Raw genomic sequence first — 20,582 nt, forward strand, 5'->3', positions numbered from 1 at the left:
CCAATTAGGTTTTTCGTATTAATTTTTCAAGCGCTTCAATGTGTTTTTTAAATTCTACTTTACCAAGTTTTGTAACACTATATCTTGTGTTTGGCTTTCTTCCAATAAATTGTTTTTCAACTAAAATATACTCTGCTTTTTCTAACGCTTTGGTATGGCTTGCTAAATTACCATCTGTTGCGCCTAATAACTCTTTTAGCATATTAAAATCTGCATACTCATTTACCATAAGCACTGACATAATGCCGAGTCTTATTCTATGATCAAAAAGTTTATTTATGTTGGTAATTATATTCAAATCTCAGTATATAGTAATTTTTTGTGTATTGGTAAAAAACGTCTCATTTAGTGTCATATTTAAAATGCATCCAAGTACCATAAATGATGTGCAATAATCCAAAACCTACAACCCATAACCAGAAACCGTAACCTGGATAATATGCAGCAAACAAACCTAAAACAATTTCAGCAAATCCTAAGTACTTTATATCTCCGATGCTATATTTTGAAGCATTAACTAAAGCTAAACCGTAAAAAATAAGCATTAGTGCTCCTGTTTGTCCATATCTGCCTTGGTCTAATATGATTAAGGTATACAAACCACCAGCCACTAATGGGATTAAAAAATTAAATAAGAGACGTCTTGATGAATTGTCCCATATTTTTTCACCATTTTTTTTAGCCTTTCTTGTTGTAAGTATTATGCCAGTTAAGGCGCTTAACAAAGCAATCATAAAAAGTACAAACATGCTCGTCCAAAATACCCAACCGTGAAATATATATAATTTGCCACCACTGTAAGAAATAACAAGCCAATAGGCTATTGCCGCACCAATTAAAGCATAAATGCCAGCTAGAATTCCAGATAATCCGCTCAGGGAAATAAATCGAGAAGATTTATTCATAAGATTTTTAATCTCACTGATGTCTTTTAAGTAATCCTTGTCGCTCATATTTAAAGTACTTTGAAATACAAAGTAAAATAAAATATTCGGTTTCAACAAATTTATTTTAGAGATTTGATTAAATTTATGAATTGACAGTTAAAAATATAGAAGCGATATGATAGAATTACTTTTAGCGATAGCCAATATTTCAGGAGGCATATTACTTGGTCTAGCCACCTTAGATAAATGGGATGGAGAGCATAATTTTTTTAATAAAATTGCCGGATTTTTAACCCCTTTTGATACTATTATTGGACTCGCGCTTATTATACTAGCAATACTAGAATTTTGGGATGGTTTAGTCTTTAATATTATAAGTATTCTTGGCGGAATTTTACTTTTAACACATGTCTTTTGGAAAGTACCTGCTTTAGAAACAAGTCTTAGAAAACTCTCTGCGAAGCTAATGCCGTTTAAAGCTATTATTGGAATTGCATTATTAGTGATTGGTATTTTAGGTATTTTTTAATTACCCATAACAGATCTTTTTTTATATGTGTTATCACAAAATTAACGTGAAGAACATCAGTTTTGAATGAAAGAAAATCAAGTTTTTTTCATTAATTAACAATCTTTCAGACTTATTAACAAGTATGACAATTGTCATGTTTTTGAGATTTATGTTGGCTAGCTTTGTGTCAGTTTTATTAATATTTCAAAATCTATGTTATCATGAATCAAACGCTTTTGTCTTCAAAATCATTTACTTACGATGAAGTTTTAAAAAAATCTCTAGACTATTTTCACAACGATGAACTTGCTGCAACCACTTGGATTAACAAGTACTGTTTAAAAGATAAACAGGGAAATTATTTAGAAAAATCTCCAGATGATATGCACATGAGAATGGCAAAAGAATTTGGTAGGATTGAAAATAAATATGCACATACCGAAATCGTTTCAGAAAGTTTATCGGATTATGGAAAAAATAGAAAACCATTAACCGAAACGAAGATTTATCAACTTTTTAAAGATTTTAAATATGTGATTCCACAAGGAAGCGTGATGTTTGGTTTAGGAAACGATCAAGTGATTGCGTCGCTATCAAATTGTATTGTAGTGCCATCAGTTTTAGATTCTTATGGTGGTGTTTGCTATACCGATGAGCAATTAGCACAATTATTTAAAAGACGTTGTGGAGTAGGAGTTGATTTATCAGAATTACGACCAAAAGATGCTTTAGTATCAAATGCAGCTGGTTCAACAACAGGTGCAGTTTCATTTATGAATCGTTTTTCTAACACCACAAGAGAAGTTGCTCAAAACGGCAGACGAGGCGCTTTAATGCTTACTATGGATGTAAAACATCCAGATATTGAAGATTTTATTACAGTAAAACAAGATTTAACGAAGATTACAGGAGCTAATATTTCAATTCGGTTGTCAGACGAGTTTATGCAAGCCGTTGTAAACGACACAAAATTTACATTACAATGGCCAATTGACAGCAAAACACCAAAATATACTAAAGAGATAGATGCCAAAGTTTTGTGGCAACAAATTATAACCTGCGCACATAATACAGCAGAACCTGGTTTGATTTTTTGGGATAGACAACATTACTATTCCACATCTTCTGTATATCCTGAATTTAAAAATAGTTCTACAAATCCATGTTCAGAGATTGCAATGCAAGGTGGTGATAGTTGCCGATTGATTGCTGTTAATTTATTCAGTTTTGTTGAAGCTCCTTTCACCAAAAAGGCAAAATTCAATTATAAGAAATTCTATGAAGTAGTTTACGAAACCCAACGTCTTATGGATGATTTAGTGGATTTGGAACTGGAAGCCGTAACTAGAATTTTAGCTAAAATCAATACAGACCCAGAGCCAGACACCATTAAAAGAACCGAAAAGGAAATATGGAATTTATTGGCAGAAACTGGTAAAAAAGGGAGACGAACAGGTTTAGGATTTACAGCTTTAGCAGATGTTGTTGCAGCATTGGGAATTAAGTTTGATACCGATAATGCTTTGGAGGTTGTTAATGACATAATGAAGACAAAAATGACTGCCGAGTTTGATAGCAGTATTGATATGGCAATCACAAGAGGTCAGTTTGAAGTGTTCAATAGAAATGTTGAAGACACCTCTGAATTTGTTCAAATGCTTGCAAAAGAATTTCCTGAAACTTATGAAAGAATGATGGAACATGGTCGAAGAAATATTTCCATAAGTACCGTAGCACCAACAGGATCGTTAAGTATGTTAGCACAAGTGTCTAGCGGCATTGAACCTGTATTCTTACTGTCTTACGTAAGACGAAGAAAAGTAAATACCAATGACGAAAACTCTAAAGTTGACTTTGTTGATGATTTAGGAGATGCTTTTGAAGAGTTTACGGTATATCACAAAAAGTATGAGACTTGGATGAATACCACAGGTAAAACAGATGTAGCTGAAAGTCCTTATGCAGGTGCAACCGCTCCAGAAATTGATTGGAAAAAACGTGTGGAAATGCAAGCTTTGGTTCAAAAATACACCACACACTCTATTAGCTCTACCATCAACTTGGCTTCAGATGTAAGCATTGATTTGGTTGGAGATATTTATGTCGATTCTTGGCAGAAAGGATTAAAGGGCATTACAGTTTATAGAGATGGATCGCGAAGTGGTATTTTAGTTTCAACGGATGATAAAACTAATGAAGAAACAATAACATCAACAGAAACATTAATCGCCAAACGACCAGATAAAATTGAAGCCGAAATTGTACGTTTTCATAATGAGACTGAAAAATGGTTAGCTGTAATTGGTTTAGTAGATGGTAGACCTTACGAAATCTTTACAGGTAAAATGAAAGATGCCTTTAACTTACCTCAATGGGTAGAAAAAGGTTGGGTTATTAAAAATAGAAATGAAGATGGTTCTTCACGTTACGATTTTCAGTATATAGATAATGAAGGTTATAAAATAACTATTGAAGGTTTATCTAGATCGTTTGATAAGGAGTTTTGGAATTATGCCAAATTGATTTCTGGCGTATTGAGACACGGCATGCCCATACCTTATGTGGTTGATTTGGTTCAGAATTTAAATTTATATGACGATCATATTAACACCTGGAAAAATGGTGTAGCAAGAGCCTTAAAACGATTTGTGCCAGAAGGGACAGAAGCTTTAGATAAAAAATGTTCTAATTGTAATGATCCTGAAGGGTTGATTTTTGAAGAAGGCTGCTTAAAGTGTAAAAGTTGTGGTTATTCTAAGTGTGGATAACAAATTCCTACGAAAGCAGGAATCTTGCAAAAGAACGGTTGTCTTTAAGCAAATTATACACCTCATAAAAAAGCTAAGCTAATTTTAGTTTTAGAGAGGTGTATTTTTCTAGTTTACTTTTTAATTTTAAAGTCTAATATCTTCTCGCCATCATAATACAGGCTTAAGCGTTTAGATCGTTTGGATTTATACTTTAAAACTGCCACGTATATGTCATTATCATTTTTTGTTAACGAGAGTTTTCTAAGTTTATTTTCATTATTAAACTTATAATAAATTGTCTTATTACGTTTTTTGTTTTTAAAACTAATATGAATTTTTTCATCTTGTTTTGATACATGTAGCGTACCTGTTTGATAATTAGAAAGCTCTAGGCCACTTTCAAAATATTTCGCATAATAAATAGGGAGTTTAAAAAATGCTTTAGTGCTAATTGGTTCTGAAATAAGTTGAAATTCAGGTTTTTCAGGTAAATGAGAAGATAATAGTTTTTCGGGATCAGTAAAGAAATAGTAATTATTAAATCGCTGAACCCATCCTCCTGAATTTCTATCTTCAAAACCTGAAGCAAAAGTAATGTCAATAAGTTTCCATTGATCATTGATTTTTACAGCATTCCAAGCATGATTTTTTGAATAATGAGGGTTTTCAATATTATCTACTGTCCTTTTTATAATGCCTTCAATTAATTTTACCTCAATATTAGACTTTAAACAGAGTTCCGAAAAAAGAGAACTAAATCCTAGACATAATGCCCTTCTATGTTTGAAAACTTGTTTGGCTAATTTTTTTCTTTTTTGATTTTCAATGCTTTTATTAATACTCTCTGAATCAAAAATTAACTCTAATACTGGAGGTCTAATAGAGTAATATTTGTTCAAGTCATAGGTTATATTTTTAGCAGTCCAAGTATAAAATGCCCTTACCTTTTCTACGTCAGTATTAAATTCATTGTTTACATGCTTTACTAAATCTTCAATTTGGTTAAAATGTGGATAGTTTTTTACTTTTTCATCAATCAATTTGTAATTTTGAGAGTGAACAATTATAATTGAAAATGTAAACAGGATAGTGATTAATAACTTCATAGTTTAAATATAATACAAATTAATAATAAATGAATCCAGCCGAAGCACATATCCTTAAACAACCAGAACCATACAAATCTATTTTTTTGCATTTACAGGTATTAATAGAACACACTTTACCAGAGGCAGATTTACTATACAAATGGAGAATGCCTTGCTATTACATTGATAAACGTCCAATGTGTTATATCAATCAAAGCAAAGATTATGTGGATGTTGGCTTTTGGCATTCTGCACACTTGTCAAAAAAATGGGATGATTATTTAGTTTCAGAAAAACGGAAAGTAGTAAAATCATTGCGTTACAAAACAGTTGACGATATTAATGATGTTATTTTCATTTCAATTTTAAAAGAAGTAGAAGCGCAGAAAGAAAAAGGGTTTTATAAGAAAAATTAGGTTTCAGTCTCAGTTTGTAGTTTTTTGGAAATAGAATATTTAATTATAGAGCTCATAACATTCCGTAAATATCTACATGTATTGTAATCTTCAGAAACACGTAATCACAACGTTTAGGATGAGTGATTTTTTTTACTCTGAAACTTTACGCCTCAGCTAGAAATCAATTACTTCACCAAATACATACCCAAAAAAACAGCCAAAAATCCCACAACAAAACTAGCAATGGTATAAATGGCAAAACTCATAAAGTCACCAGATTTTAAAAATACATGATTCTCATAAGCAAAGGTTGAGAATGTAGTAAAACCACCACAGAAACCAGTAGCTAATAGTAAGGTTTGATTTTGTGATAACGTTTCATTCTTAGCCGCTAAACCAAGTATAATACCTATTAATAAGCTTCCAATTATATTAGCTGCAAACGTACCATAGGGAATTCCGGTTTCTGAGTTGTTTAACCATTTTCCAATTAAAAAACGTAGCACACTACCAAAACCACCACCAATAAAAACGAATAAAAGCTGTTTCATTCCTTAACCGCTACATAAATTTCAGTAATCCAATTTGCGGGATTTTGCTCACTCATCGGATCCGTTAAATAAGTTTCAATCATTGGGCCACCTTCAACCATTTCTAAATTATTATCAGCAATATAGGTCATGGTAGTATTCCAAGCTTCTTTCAAATTAGAATAATTACCTTTTAAAACTGTTTTCACGGTTCTAAACGATTCTAGTTTACCTGTTAAAATTTCGGCTTCGTCAGTCACAATTCTAGAGTTTGTGGGTACACAAGTAGAGAACATTACCGTGTCATTTTCTTCATCCCATTTATGATATAAAATAAAAGGAGGACCAGCCATAGTTACATTATGTGTCATGGCATAAGCTCCGACTTTTGGTAACATTGTTGTCATGTTTTTTTCAAAATCACTAAATTTACAAGACGCAGTATTGTAAAGGTAATAGCCTCCACTGTGTTGCGTTATACCTTCAACTTTAATGCTATAAACTTTCATTTCATTCTGTATCACGCTATCTAACAGTGTTAGTCCTCTTTCAAAATGAGGTCCAATCTGTTTTTCCATACCTCCCATAAATGCCGAAACCATTTTAAATCCAAAAGGCAAATCTTTGCCAGTAATGGTCCAAGTTACATCTGTAGAACCATCTTCATTGGGTTTAAATTCCCAATTAACATCAGATTTTGGGAACTCTCCAAATTGCATTTCTTGCGAAATGGTTGATTTTGGTTTGGTATCAATAGTTTTAAAATTTCCTACTTCTCCTTCATCAGTCCATTGGTAAGAGCCTCCAATACCATTTGTTTTATCGCCAAGCGTCATTACCATTTCAGGTTTTTCTTCAATCCAAGAATTCCAAGCTTCCCAATTTTTAAAATCAATGACATTATCATAGACCACAGATTGTGGTGCTTTTATGGTCCTAGTTCTTGTAACTTCGAAAGAATTTGGTTGTACTGCAATATAAATTGAAACTCCAATAATAAGGATGAGGAGTAGCAAAAGTATATATTTTATGTATTTCATTTTTAGACGTTCTATATTGTATAATATCAAAGATAGTCATTTTATGATATGTGATATATATCTTACCTTTGTTTCAACTAAAATCGAATAAAATGAATATAAAATCATTATTTAAAGTTTGCCTTTTTGCTTTATTAATTGTGTCATGTAAAAATGATACAAAAGAACAACCTATTGAAACGGTTGAAGTCGTTGAAACGGATTTCAGTTTTAACGTAGAAGAATTTGCTGATATTAAAGTCTTACGTTATCAAATACCAGGTTGGGATAACTTAACTTTAAAAGAACAAAAGTTAGTTTATTATTTAACGCAAGCTGGTTTAGCAGGTCGCGATATTATGTGGGATCAGAATTACAGACATAATCTTAAAATTAGACGCGCTTTAGAGAATGTATATACGTCATATTCTGGTGATAAAACTACAGACACTTGGAAAGAATTTACCATTTATTTAAAACGTGTATGGTTTAGTAATGGTATTCACCATCATTATTCTAACGACAAAATTGTGCCTGGATTTACTAAAGAAGAACTAAGTGAATTGTTTGCAGCGACACAAACTGAGTTACCAGAAGAAGCTTTCGATGTTATGTTTAATGATAAGGATACTAAAAAAGTAAATCAGGCTAAAGGCATTGATAATGTATTGGCTTCTGCAGTTAATTTTTACGGACCTGATGTAACAAGTAAAGATGTTATTGATTTTTATAAGAATAAAAAATCACCAGATGCTACAAGACCATTATCTTACGGCTTAAACTCTCAATTGGTTAAAGAAAACGGAGTGCTAAAAGAGCGTGTTTACAAATCTGATGGTTTATATGGTGCAGCAATAGATGAAATTATTAAATGGTTAGAAAAAGCTAGCGAAGTCGTAGAGAATGAAGCACAAGGTCATGCATTAGATTTGTTAATGAAGTACTACATGACAGGTGATTTACAAACTTGGGATGATTATAATGTGGCTTGGACAGCAGCTACAGAAGGTAACATTGACTATATTAATAGTTTTATTGAAGTGTACAACGATCCAATTGGTTATAGAGGATCTTACGAAAGTGTCGTACAGATTAATGATTTTGATATGTCTAAAAAAATGGCTGTGCTTTCTGAAAATGCACAGTGGTTTGAAGATAATTCGCCATTAATGAGCGAGCACAAAAAGAAGAATGTTGTTGGTGTAACTTACAAAGTGGTTAACGTTGCAGGTGAAGCAGGCGATTCGTCTCCAAGCACACCAATTGGTGTTAATTTACCAAATGCTAATTGGATTAGGGCTGCCGTAGGAAGTAAATCAGTTTCTTTAGGAAACATTATACACGCTTACAATAATGCAGGTGGTTCTGGTAGGTTGAAAGAATTTGTAAATGACGAAGAAGAATTGCAATTAGAAGAAGAATACGGACAGTTAGCAGATAAATTACATACAGCATTGCACGAAGTAATTGGGCATGCCTCAGGACAATTAAATCCTGGTGTGGGTGAAACTAAAGAAACACTTAAAACCTACGCATCTACTTTAGAAGAAGGACGTGCCGATTTAGTTGGTTTGTATTATTTATACGATTCTAAATTACAAGAATTAGGATTAGTTGAAGATTGGGAAAAAGTTGGAAAAGCAGCTTACGATGGTTACATTAGAAATGGATTAATGATGCAATTAATTCGTTTAGATTTAGGAAATGATGTTGAAGAAGCACACATGCGAAACAGACAATGGGTTTCTGCTTGGGCATTTGAAAAAGGAAAAGCAGACAACGTTATTGAAAAAGTAACTAGAGACGGAAAAACGTATTTTAATATTAACGATTATAAAAAGTTACATGAGCTTTTTGGTCAGTTATTAAGAGAAACACAACGTATAAAGTCTGAAGGTGATTATGCTGCAGTTGAAGCTTTAGTAGAAGGTTATGGTGTAAAAGTAGACCAAGCCATTCATAAAGAAGTTTTAGACCGCAATAAAGAGTTTCCTTCGCCTCCATATAGTGGATTTGTAAATCCGGTTTTAATCACAGAAACAAACGACACAGGTGAAATTACTGCGATTAAAGTGGAACAACCAAAATCATTTGATGAGCAGATGTTAACCTATGCTAAAATCTATAGTCATCTTCCAGATGTGAATTAATTAGTATTCATTTAAAATAAAAAAAGCACTTGCAATAACGTAAGTGCTTTTTTATGGGGTAAAATCAAGTATATGAGATATAATAGTATGAACAATTGTATTTGAATACTGTTTAATTTTAAAATTAACTATATTTAAAAATGATGATTTTAAAACGTTGTCAATAAAAAGATGATAGAAGACTTAAAATATTATAATAATCTAAAAAAATATACAGGAACTCTTGTAGAGTTATTGGATAGTGAATCTTCTTTTTCGGATGTGCCAGATACATGGCATGTGGTGATAGTTGATATTTTAAATTCTACACTAGCCGTTGATGAAGGTAAACACCATCAGGTTAATTTAACAGCTACAGGCTCCATAATTTCCGTGTTAAACTTTATCAGAAAAGAAAAACAAAACATAGAAATACCTTATTTTTTTGGTGGTGATGGAGCTACATTTCTCATTCCAACATTATTTTTAAAGAGAATTATACTAATCTTAGATAATTATAGTCTTCATATTAAGAATCACACCAATTTAATACTTAGAGTAGGTCATATTTCAGTTAATTATTTAATGGGTCAGGACTTTGGATTAAAAATAGCCAAGCACCAACTAACAAATCAGTTATCTATTCCTATTGTATTAGGTAATGGTTTAAAAAAGGCTGAAGAAATTATTAAAACAAATTTTGAAGAGAATAGAACCAATTTTGAAAAAACCCTTTTAAATTTAGAAGGCATGGAGTGTCGCTGGAAGCAAATAAAGCCTATTCAAACTCAAAAAAAAGTGGTTTGTTTATTATTAGATGCAATAAATGAAAAAGATCAAAGACTTATTTATAAAGATGTTATTAGTCAGTTAGATACGTTTTTTGGCACTTTAAATAACAGACAACCCATAAAAACAAATAATTTAAAATTAAATTTTAGTATTCTAAATATATGGGAAGAAATGAAGATTAGATTAGATAAGCAGAATTTAAGTTACTTATTTAAAAAATGGATAGAAACACTGGTAGGTAAATTCTATTTGAACTTTTCAGTTGATGGAAAACAATATTTACAACAAATAGGGCAATTATCGCACACGTTTATGCTAGATGGAATTATTAATACTGTTTTTACTGCTGAACAATCTAAAATTGATCTTTTTATAGAGTATTTAAACCAACTAGAAAAAGAAAAGAAAATCATTTATGGTATTCATATCACACACGCATCTGTAATGTCTTGTTATGTGTTAGATAGAAAGACAAAACATTCTCACTTTGTAGATGGCACAGAAGGAGGTTATACTTCAGCAGCTAAAATGTTTAAGCAAAAGATAAAAAAAGTGTAACCACTTTATTTCAAGTTAAACCAAATAATATTTTAACCTAAAAGTTTATTCGATTAAATTGTCTCTTTGAAGGGAGTTTAGGGATGTTTTTTAGCGAATCAATACAAGTAACAATGCATAACATATTACAATATTTTATACCATGCAAAGGGAAACAAAGTTTAGTGTTTTTACTTTTTGTTTCATTAGTTCTCACATCATGTAATAACGAACCTAAAGCTACACCAGACACCGATTTTTGTACTCATATCCATAGAGACGAAAGCACAACATTAACCAAAGAACTAGAAGACGTTGCGATTAAAATGGAGACTAAAACAGGAGTTTATGTTTTAGAAGACGGCAGTGGTTCTATGGTTGCCAGAGCGTGGTTAAGTGAATATGCAGAAAAAACCATAGACATTCAATACTTTATCTTTTCAATGGATAACGTTGGTCTTATTGCTTGCGATTATTTAATTAGAGCTGCAGATCGTGGTGTAAAAGTGCGCATTATAGTCGATGATATTATGGTAGATGCAGATATACAAGATATTTTAACCTTTGCATCTCATGAGAATATTACCGTAAAAATATATAATCCAGGTGTTAATTTAGGGAAGAACCTATTTAGTAAACTAAAGAAATTCACTACCGATTTTAGATCAGCCAATCAGCGCATGCACAATAAAACCTTTATTGTAGATGGTAAAGTGGTGATTACAGGAGGTCGTAATATTGCAGATGAATATTTTGATTACGACCATGAGTATAATTTTAGAGACAGAGATGTGCTCTTGTTAGGTAAAGTATCTCAAAATATAAACACCTCTTTTAGCCAGTTTTGGTACAGTGATCTAAGCAAAGATGTTACCACTATTATAGACGATTTGCCAAGCAACGCAACAGCAGAAAACAGATTTGATAAATTACACGAGTATGCTTGTAATCCTCAAAATTTTTGGCCTCAAGTAAGAAAGCGCATAGCCAACTTACCAAGCACGTTTAAAACCATTAATGATTCTGGCGATTTAGTATGGTTAGATGATGTACAATTTATTTCAGATGATCCAGGAAAAAATGATGGAGAAAACGGACTAGGAGGAGGCGGACGTTCTACCACAGCATTAATAGATTTGGTTAAAAATGCACAAACCTCAATAGAGATTCAAACCCCTTATTTAATTACCACAACTTTAGCTCAAAATTTGTTTAAAGAAGCCACAGAACGTGGTGTAAAAATTAGAATATTAACCAATAGTCTTGCATCTACAGATAATTTAGAAGCCTTTAGCAGTTACCAAACCGATAGAGAACGTTTATTAAAAACAGGTGTACGCATTTTTGAATTTAGACCAGATGCAGAAGAACGCCTTAGTATAATGACAGGAGAACTGCAAGAAACTCTAGAGCATAAACCCATTTTTGGTTTGCATGCTAAATCTATGGTTATAGATAATAAAATTACTGTCGTTGGTACGTTTAATATAGACCCAAGGAGTGCCAATTTAAATACCGAATGTGTAGTGATTGTAAATTCTACCCAAATCTCACAACGTGTATTAAAAGGTATGGAAATAGAGTTTAAACCAGAAAATTCATGGGAAACCACTTTAGATTTTAACCCAGATGCAGAGGTAGATAATTACAAGCGCTTAAAAACTTGGACACGCAAAATTTTGCCTAAATCTATTTTATAGGTGATTAAATGGTGTGTGTTAAAAAAATAAGTAGTTCTACGTATAGGTTTCTATCTACTTAAGTGTTAGTTTTATAAACTGTTATATTAGAGTAATAATAGTTCATATCCCTCAAATAAATTCTGATATGAATTGTAATTGTTTTGATATAACACGTTCTACGCAATTTGACAAACCAACAAACGAATGAATAAACTTCAAATTTTGAATACAATTAAATCTATAGGGAAATGGATTTTTCTATTGTTTACAATATTCTTAGTGTTTTTATACATTCCTGCATTAATTGACAAAATTGAACGACCAACTTTCAAAAACTTACCAATGAATCAATATGTGATTATTGGTATTATATTAGTGATTATGATTTTACTAAATCTAAAATGGTTCGGTATTTTTAAAAAACTGAAATGATTCAATTTAAAAACTTAACGAATCGGATTTTGATTATCTCAAGCGGATTTTTGATTTTAATAGTTGGAATTTCTTACTTTCTGTATGTTATAAGCCAACCGAAACACTTGGTTTGCGGAACTGAAACGCCTGAATTTGTTTGCGGAACTGTTTCGCCGAATTTGACAGAAAATGGTCGAAAAGGAAAACAGATTTTTAATACAAATTGTGCAGCTTGTCATAAACTGAACAAAAATATGACTGGACCAGCATTGGCTAAAACTGACTCTATAAGACTTTGGAAATGGATAACTTTAAAAAACGAAAAAATAGATAGTTCTAAAATCGGAGAATTAGGAATTGACTATCACAGAAATCTTTGGGGTAAATCATTGGAACAATCTGAAGTAAATGAACTTTACGAATATATTAAAGCGGAATAAAAACTGCGTAGAACAACGTGTATAATTCATTGCTAGTTCTAGCCTACTTACGAAAGTCCTCGCGGACTTTCTATCTGTGATTTATTTGCTAACTTTAGTGCTCAAACACGCAACGAAATCATACACAAAACCGTTAGCTGTAATTTGAACCAAGGTACTTTCCTGAAATAGGTTGACTAAAAATTAAACATTTAATTATAGTCACTTATGAAAACACGAAAACAAGACTGTCGAAAAAAACCTTACGAAAAAGTAACTTTTCAGTACAAATTATTCGTCGTTGGCCAAATACAAAACGGTCAAATCTCTGCCAATTTTGCATCTAAGAAATATGATATTTCAAGATCAACTATTGCTTATTGGCTAAAAAAATATAGTACNGAAATTATAAATTGTATAAAATCTATGATAACGGAGATTATTATAAAGCTTACCAATTATATAATGATGATGGATCTGACAGTGATATAGAAGAGATGGTGGATGTTATAGATACCATGCCTGTATCTCTTAAAAATGAAATGATCTTAAAACTAGAGACGCTTTTAGCTGAAAACGATACAAGAATACCACATTTTAATCCAGATTATAATGGTGACCCTTTAGTTAATCAAGATATTGTTCCGTCTGTTACTTCAACAGTTTATGATCATGATACAGATGTAGCCACAGCAACTCTTACTACTAATCCTGGAGATGCAATTATTGAAACGGCTTATTTGCTTTATAGAATAGAGGCTGTAGATTCATCAGAAGAAGAATGGTTTGAGCTTCCTGCTACTATAAATGGTAACGTGATTACAGCCGATGTGCCAGAAGTAGCTACAGGAATTGTATTTACGTTAATAGATGAAAATAATTTTGTGGTTATAACGGATGACATCTCAACAGTTATTAATCCTATAGATGGAACTTATACTAATGCAGTTGACCTTGGAGATGGAACATGGGATACAGCGACTAACTGGACAAATAGCATAATAGCGAATGAAACTGGTATAGCAACTCTTGAAAGAACTATAGACTTAGAAACCAATAGTTATACAGTTGGGCAACTTCAAATGACAGGTAATAGTAATACCAAAACATTTTCTAATGGTACACTAATTTTAAATGGTACTACGTCTTTAAATCCTGATCAAATTATAAGGAATAGGTCTAATAAAGCCATCACCATTACATGTAATGTAACAGTAGATGTTGATGATAAAGAACTTCATATTAGAGAAAATGCTACCACACAACTTATTTTTAATACTGGTACATTTGCATTAGGTAGCAATACGATTAATGTAGATAATAAAAGTACTGCCACTACTACTATTCCTGTAGAATTTAATGGAGCTGTAACAGGTGATTCAAGTAGTCGTATTAACATCATAAATCAAGATGTGTCTTTAGGAGCTTCATCTGATTTTTCTGGCTTTACTGGGAGTATAACTTTTGGAGGTACTAATGGTGTGTTAACCGTAAATGGTGTAAATACTATTGAAGGTTCAATTGGAGTATTAGCTACGTCAGATGGTAATTCTATTATAGAATTTAATGCTAGCCAAAACGGTTTAGCTAATCTTTCAGTAGATACACAGGCATTAGCAATAGATTTTGATGCTGCAGCAACAGCTGTAGAATTTACGGGATATACGACATCAACTACAGAAGGTGTTGTAGACTTACAAAATTATGTATCTGGTTCTCTTAGAATAGGAACCAATGCTACTACTATTTCTCAAACCATATTAAATACTTGGCTTATTGATGGTGTAGAACCTGCAGATGGTACACTTGTACAAGATGCATCTGGATATATTAATGTACAAACATCTGTACAAAATATTAGAACTTTTTTACAAGCAGCACCTAATGGAGAATGGCAAACTACTACTAACTGGGACACTGGTGTATTACCATTAACAACCGACCAAGCATTAATATTATATGCTGGTGATTTAACTTTAGATCAAGATCGTGCAATAGGAAATCTAAAATTTCAAACAAACACAGCTAGGTCTTTTCTTGATGCTGGTTCGACTATATTAACTCTTGATACTCAGTTCGCGTCGAATTCGCGTTTAATTGATAATTCTACCAGTAAAGCAATTACCATTTACCCTAGTATAAACTTTACGACTTCTGGGATTATTTATAATAGAAATAGAAATGGTAATCAACTTACTTTTACAGCTGGTACGATTTATATAAATTCTAATACAATTACTACCGATAGTCGATCGACACATCCAAGTAATCAATACATAGTGTTTAATGGACCTGTAGACGGAGATGGCATAATAAATGTAGATGATTCACAAGCTGGTGGTGCAACACAAGGAATCTCTTTAGGTGCTGATGCAGATTTTTCAACATTTACAGGTACAATTAATGCTAAAAATAATCCAATTGTTTCGTTTACAACGAATGCATTTGGTAGTGCTTTAACTTTAGACGGTACAGCTTCATTTGAAATAAATGTTGCAAGTACTTTTACAGGTTCAATTTCAAGATTAGCTACAACTGCTGGCGCTGCAACTGTAACATTTAATGCAAACCAAAGCATGGGTGCTCTTACAGTAGATACACAGCCATTAGCAATAGATTTTGATGTTGCAACAACAGCTGTAGAATTTACAGGATATACGACATCAACTACAGAAGGTGTTGTAGACTTACAAAATTATACATCGGGTGTTCTTAGAATAGGAATAGATAATACTGGAATTTCCCAAACCATTTTAGATACTTGGCTTATTGATGGAGTAGAACCTGGAGATGGTACACTTGCGCAAGATGCATCTGGATTTATTATATTTCCAACGACGTTTACGTCAACCAATGGTCAGAGTCTTAATTGGGAAGATGGATCTTCTTGGGCAGGAGGAATTGCTCCTACAGATCCTACTGAAAATGTAATAATACATGGTTTGATAACCATAAACTCAGACGTCACTGTAAATAATATAACTATTGTAAATGCTGATGGCGCAAGTACTTTAGAAGAAAGAGTAGTTGTAGGACCAGGACATTCTCTTACTGTAGAAGGTAATGCAGTGACAAGAGGTCAAATTTTTGCATCCTCTAATTCTACTAGTTATGGTAGTTTAATTTTTAAGGGAGTTGTAGATGGTCAAATTAGACTGCAAAGATTTGTAAACGGAGTAGCAAATGGCAACGACCTAATAGCGTCTCCTGTCACTGAAACTTTTGCTTTTTTTGCTGGTGATAGTCCTAATCTTTTGGAAAACCCTAGCAATACTACAGAAAAGGCATTTGGCCCTTTTGATAATACTACTGGTGCATTTGTAAACTGGGATACGATTAATGATGGAGGAACAAATATCGTTCCTGGTAAGGGGTATAGAGCAGCTTCTAGTAGTGGGAATTTGGTTACATTTAGAGCTGAGCCAGAATCACCAGCAGTCGATGTACCTGTTTCTATTACAGATGGTGGTGACGCTACTTATGGACTATGGAATTTAATCGGAAACCCTTTTCCATCATATTTAGATTTTGGTGCCTTTTGGACTGAAAATTCAGGCGTACTAAATGGTGGAGGAGGAGTCTACCAAGCGATTTATGGTTATGATGCTGATGATTCTGATGGTAGTAATTATACGATTTGGAATGGATTTAATACGACAGATAAAATAACACCTGGTCAAGGTTTCTTTGTTAGAACTATATCTGGTGGAACCGTAACTTTTAAACCAGAAATGAGAACTGTTGGTTCTTCTGATGATTTTATTGCTGGTAGATCATCGACAACTGGTTTTGTTTTATCGGAGTTGTTTTTATCTAACGGATCATCTACTTATAATACAAAAATATATTTTGCTGAGGATAAAACAAAAGGGCTAGATCCAGGATACGATGCAGCAGATTTTACAGGTGCTACTAATGGTATTTATACAGATCTTGTAGAAGATAATGAAGGTGTAAAATTTGCTATTCAGGCTTTGCCTTATAATGATTTTAATGATGTTGTTGTGCCACTTGGTGTTAATAGTGATGCAGGTATACAATTAACTATTGGTTTAGATGCAACAACTGGCACTATTCCTTCAAATATTAATGTTTATCTTGAAGATAATGTAGCCAATACATGGACATTATTAAATAGTAGTGATTATGTGTTTACACCATCTGCTTCAATAAATGGAACGGGACGTTTCTATGTGCATTACTCATCTACAACATTAACAATAAAGGATGATTTGTTAAACGGATTAAACATTTATACGGAACAATCATCAAAAACAGTAGTTGTTAAAGGAAAATTAACCAATGATACTACAGCTGTAATTTATGATGTACAAGGTAGAAAAGTATTACAACAAGAATTAGATAGTGCTCATACAACAAACACAATTAATGTGAATGCTTTAACTACGGGAATTTATATTGTTCAGCTAGAAAATAATTCACAAGTTAGAACTCAAAAGGTTATCTTAAATTAACTATAGAAATATCAGGTTTAAAAAGGAGTTTGTATTTTTTACAAGTGATTAATCTAATGGAAGTAAAACAACTTTAAAATTGTTAAAGGAATAAGGTAGACGTGCTACAACGATTAAATATCTAACTTTTTTGTTTCTGACGGCTACCTAATCTATAGGTGTAACTCAATATGATGTAGCGTCCTAAACTTTCTGATGTGGTTTCTTCAAAATAGTTGGTGGTGCTTCGTCTTTCAAAATCTACATTTCTATCTAACAGATCTATTAAAACCAGTTTAAGACTATTATGGCTATTTCCTATATTGTATGAAATAGCCATATTCCATATAGGAAGCTGAAGGTTACTATCAAATTGATTATCTGAAAAAGCGAAATAATCAAATTGCGTATTAAAATTCAGTTTTTCTGTGAAATCATAATCTACGGCAGCATAATAATGTTGCTTTTTATAAGTTCGATTAAGATCTTTTTCTATAGAAAATGTGGTGTTATTAACACTGTAATTGGTTCCAAGCTTTAAATCTATAACATTCTTTTTTGCGTTCTCTATTGACAAACCCATTAGAATATCTTTTGAAACCACATCGTTAAGTTGAAGGTTAATTAATGACGTGGAAGAATTATAAAAACTACTGTTCTTTATAGCATAACGAATTCCTAGTCCCTTTATTTTTTTGCTAAAATTAAAAAAGGCGGAAAACCGTTTCCGCTCTCCACTATTGATATAACTTCTTGTTTTAACAAAGTCATCATCAATAGCAATGTTTTGTATAATAGCATCTCTAGAAAACTGATATTTAATTCTACTTGTAAAATTTAGCGATGTTTTGTAGTTGTATATATTAGCTATTAAAGAGAAATCGTCAGTTTTTTCTGTTTTCAAATTAGGATTTCCTTTTCTTATAAAAAACGGATTTAAATCATTGATAACTGTTGAGCTTTCTGCAGTGCGAGGGCTGCGTATTTTTCGGTTATAGACCAATCTGTATTTTACACCATTTTTAGGTTTGTATTGCAGTGTAGAAAATGGATTTAAGTAAAATTGATTGCTATTAAAAGGATCTTCTGTAATGACACCAAAAGATCTATCGAGCTCTTGAAGTTCAACACCAGTAAAAATATTCAGTTTTTTTGTACTGTAATTGTATGCCAATCGGTTTTGGTAACTGCCTTCTCTGTTGTTGTATTTGTAAGTAAAGAGCTCTTCGGCATTATCATTCGTTATTGTGGTTTTAAGTTGGTAGATGTCTTCATTTTGATTTAAAACTTTTAAAAAGGATTGAAATTTAAAATAATGATTATTACCTAAAGGTTCTGTGTATTTAAAATTGAAATTGTATAAGCCGTTATTAAATGTTTCGTCTCGTAGCGCAAAAATCTCAGTATTTGTTGGGTTGTCACTATCTATATTTCTGGTCACAAAGGTGGTTTGTTCATTATCCTTTGCTTGTTCGCTTATATTGGTGTTAAACCCAGCACTAAAGCTACGACCAGCTTTAGCTAATTTCTGATAGAAGTTAATATTAAAATATAATGATTTTTTAGTGTTATTATTACTGTAGTTTTGACTATTTAAAGTCACTAAATCACCATCTTCAGTATAATAAAATCCGTCTCTAGCTGAATTTTGTATCACCTCATCCGAATTTAAACGCCCTTTAATGGTTAGGCTATTTGTACGATTTGATTTGTTTATGTAATTAAAATTGAAATTGTGATTTTTTGAAACCTTGTCAAAATTATTATCTGCTTCGTAATCAAAGTTATTGGTATTTGAAAACGAAATTCTTTTGGAGAAGGACGTTCCTCTGTTGTCCGAGAGATTGTAAAAATAGTCGGCATTAAGAGATTTTTTCTTTTTAAACTCATGTCCAATATTTATGCCGCTTACTCCCGTTTTTAAATAACCACTTAAGCTTTTTGTTTTTTTTGAATTGGAATTGTCATCATCAGATTCATCAGCAATGCCATCAGCATTTTCTAGAAATCCTTGAATGTTAGATCCCGTAATATTGATGTTGTTGTATTTACCAATAATTGCCAATTGTGTTTTTGGCGAAAATTTGTTGTAGTTAACGTTGCCAAAGTAGCGACTGTCTAATCCTATACCTGCTGACGCTTTTCCGAAACCTTGGTTTTTTTTCGATTTTTTCAAAGTAAAATTTATCACAATCTGTTTATTACCGTCATCTACGCCTGTTAGTTCTGCTTCGTCACTTTTTTTATCGATGACTTCAATTTTTGCAATGGCATCTGCTGATAAATTTTTTAATACAAGTGCCGGATCTCCTCCAAAAAATTCTTTGCCATCGACATATATTTTAGTGACTTGGTTACCTTGAGCAATTACTTTTCCATTAGACTCAATCTCTAAACCAGGTAATTTTTTTAAAAGCGTTTCTAGATTATCACTTGAGTTTACTTTAAAAGAATTGGCATTAAAAGCAATAGTATCTTCTTTTATTTGAATTGGTATTACAGCAGATATCGTAACGGCATCTAACTCATAAGAATCCTCTTTAAGAATGACGTCGCCAAGGTCTATAGGTTTGTTTTTATAATAGACATTCTCAAAATGCGTGACATATCCTAAGTAAGAAAATTGTAATAATAGAGAGTCCTTAGGTGTATCCAAAATTACAAATTCACCCTTAATATCTGTAATGGTGTAATTAATAAATGTAGAATCCTTTTGTCTTAAGAGGGCTACAGAAACAAATTCTATAGGCGCTTTATTTTCGGTTATGACGATACCTTTAATTGGTGGTGAAGACTGACTAAAAAGAACATTAGACAGAACTAGAAAAACTAATATTAAGAATTTTGATGGATTCATGTCACAGTTAAATCACTTAGATTTTAAATTAGAGCATTATTATAATTGAAAAAGACAGCGTCTTTATGCCTTACTTTTAAGTTCTATATAATTGTAAACCCTATCGCTTAAATAG

General features: G+C 32.2%; 15 protein-coding genes. 9 read left to right on the forward strand and 6 right to left on the reverse strand.

The annotated features are described in order from the left end of the window. Nucleotides 1–4 precede the first annotated feature (4 nt). Both ACJJVO_RS15975 and ACJJVO_RS15980 read right to left on the reverse strand, forming a co-directional pair. On the reverse strand, nucleotides 5–298 hold the full coding sequence (locus ACJJVO_RS15975) for a winged helix-turn-helix domain-containing protein (protein WP_405575915.1): 294 nt from the start codon (nucleotides 296–298) through the stop codon (nucleotides 5–7). A gap of 43 nt (nucleotides 299–341) precedes the next feature. After that, nucleotides 342–953, reverse strand: coding sequence for a hypothetical protein (locus ACJJVO_RS15980; RefSeq protein ID WP_405575916.1), 612 nt, complete (start codon nucleotides 951–953; stop codon nucleotides 342–344). Nucleotides 954–1,062: 109 nt separating this feature from the next. Here ACJJVO_RS15980 and ACJJVO_RS15985 point away from each other — a divergent pair, with 109 nt between their 5' ends. Further along, nucleotides 1,063–1,416, forward strand: coding sequence for a hypothetical protein (locus tag ACJJVO_RS15985; RefSeq protein WP_405575918.1), 354 nt, complete (start codon nucleotides 1,063–1,065; stop codon nucleotides 1,414–1,416). 203 nt (nucleotides 1,417–1,619) lie between these two features. Then, nucleotides 1,620–4,166, forward strand: a complete 2,547-nt coding sequence (locus ACJJVO_RS15990) for an adenosylcobalamin-dependent ribonucleoside-diphosphate reductase (protein ID WP_405575920.1) — start codon at nucleotides 1,620–1,622, stop codon at nucleotides 4,164–4,166. 113 nt (nucleotides 4,167–4,279) lie between these two features. Here ACJJVO_RS15990 and ACJJVO_RS15995 read toward each other — a convergent pair whose 3' ends face one another. Continuing rightward, nucleotides 4,280–5,254, reverse strand: coding sequence for a transglutaminase domain-containing protein (locus ACJJVO_RS15995; protein ID WP_405575921.1), 975 nt, complete (start codon nucleotides 5,252–5,254; stop codon nucleotides 4,280–4,282). 29 nt (nucleotides 5,255–5,283) lie between these two features. Between ACJJVO_RS15995 and ACJJVO_RS16000 the strand changes: the two genes are divergently transcribed. Continuing rightward, nucleotides 5,284–5,652, forward strand: coding sequence for a DUF1801 domain-containing protein (locus ACJJVO_RS16000; RefSeq protein WP_405575923.1), 369 nt, complete (start codon nucleotides 5,284–5,286; stop codon nucleotides 5,650–5,652). Between the two features lie 167 nt (nucleotides 5,653–5,819). Here the strand turns inward: ACJJVO_RS16000 and crcB are convergent, their stop codons facing one another. Further along, a complete protein-coding gene (gene crcB, locus ACJJVO_RS16005) occupies nucleotides 5,820–6,185 on the reverse strand; it encodes a fluoride efflux transporter CrcB (protein ID WP_405575924.1) in 366 nt (121 codons plus the stop codon). Continuing rightward, nucleotides 6,182–7,204 (reverse strand): GyrI-like domain-containing protein, encoded by a 1,023-nt coding sequence (locus ACJJVO_RS16010; protein WP_405575926.1) that lies wholly within the window; start codon nucleotides 7,202–7,204, stop codon nucleotides 6,182–6,184. The genes crcB and ACJJVO_RS16010 overlap by 4 nt, the downstream gene beginning before the upstream one ends. Before the next feature lie 92 nt (nucleotides 7,205–7,296). Here ACJJVO_RS16010 and ACJJVO_RS16015 point away from each other — a divergent pair, with 92 nt between their 5' ends. The 6 genes from ACJJVO_RS16015 (at nucleotide 7,297) to ACJJVO_RS16040 (ending at nucleotide 17,631) form a co-directional block, all read left to right on the forward strand. Continuing rightward, nucleotides 7,297–9,333, forward strand: a complete 2,037-nt coding sequence (locus ACJJVO_RS16015; protein WP_405575927.1) for a dipeptidyl-peptidase 3 family protein — start codon at nucleotides 7,297–7,299, stop codon at nucleotides 9,331–9,333. 171 nt (nucleotides 9,334–9,504) lie between these two features. Next, complete coding sequence (locus tag ACJJVO_RS16020) at nucleotides 9,505–10,662, forward strand: DUF3095 family protein (protein WP_405575929.1); 1,158 nt, start codon at nucleotides 9,505–9,507, stop codon at nucleotides 10,660–10,662. 113 nt (nucleotides 10,663–10,775) lie between these two features. After that, entirely contained in the window at nucleotides 10,776–12,341 is a 1,566-nt protein-coding gene (locus tag ACJJVO_RS16025) for a phospholipase D-like domain-containing protein (protein ID WP_405575931.1), read from the forward strand. A 186-nt stretch (nucleotides 12,342–12,527) separates the two neighbouring features. After that, a complete protein-coding gene (locus ACJJVO_RS16030) occupies nucleotides 12,528–12,755 on the forward strand; it encodes a hypothetical protein (RefSeq protein WP_405575932.1) in 228 nt (75 codons plus the stop codon). Beyond that, nucleotides 12,752–13,177 carry a c-type cytochrome gene (locus ACJJVO_RS16035; protein WP_405575934.1) on the forward strand — a complete coding sequence of 142 codons (426 nt, stop codon included), beginning with the start codon at nucleotides 12,752–12,754 and terminating at the stop codon, nucleotides 13,175–13,177. The genes ACJJVO_RS16030 and ACJJVO_RS16035 overlap by 4 nt, the downstream gene beginning before the upstream one ends. A 392-nt stretch (nucleotides 13,178–13,569) precedes the next feature. Next, the gene (locus tag ACJJVO_RS16040; RefSeq protein ID WP_405575936.1) at nucleotides 13,570–17,631 is read left to right on the forward strand and encodes a T9SS type A sorting domain-containing protein; all 4,062 of its coding nucleotides are present in this window, start codon (nucleotides 13,570–13,572) and stop codon (nucleotides 17,629–17,631) included. 121 nt (nucleotides 17,632–17,752) lie between these two features. Here the strand turns inward: ACJJVO_RS16040 and ACJJVO_RS16045 are convergent, their stop codons facing one another. Then, nucleotides 17,753–20,467, reverse strand: a complete 2,715-nt coding sequence (locus tag ACJJVO_RS16045) for an outer membrane beta-barrel protein (protein ID WP_405575937.1) — start codon at nucleotides 20,465–20,467, stop codon at nucleotides 17,753–17,755. Nucleotides 20,468–20,582 lie beyond the last annotated feature (115 nt).

This window comes from Winogradskyella sp. Asnod2-B02-A (assembly GCF_045063645.1).
Classification (GTDB): Bacteria; Bacteroidota; Bacteroidia; order Flavobacteriales; family Flavobacteriaceae; genus Winogradskyella.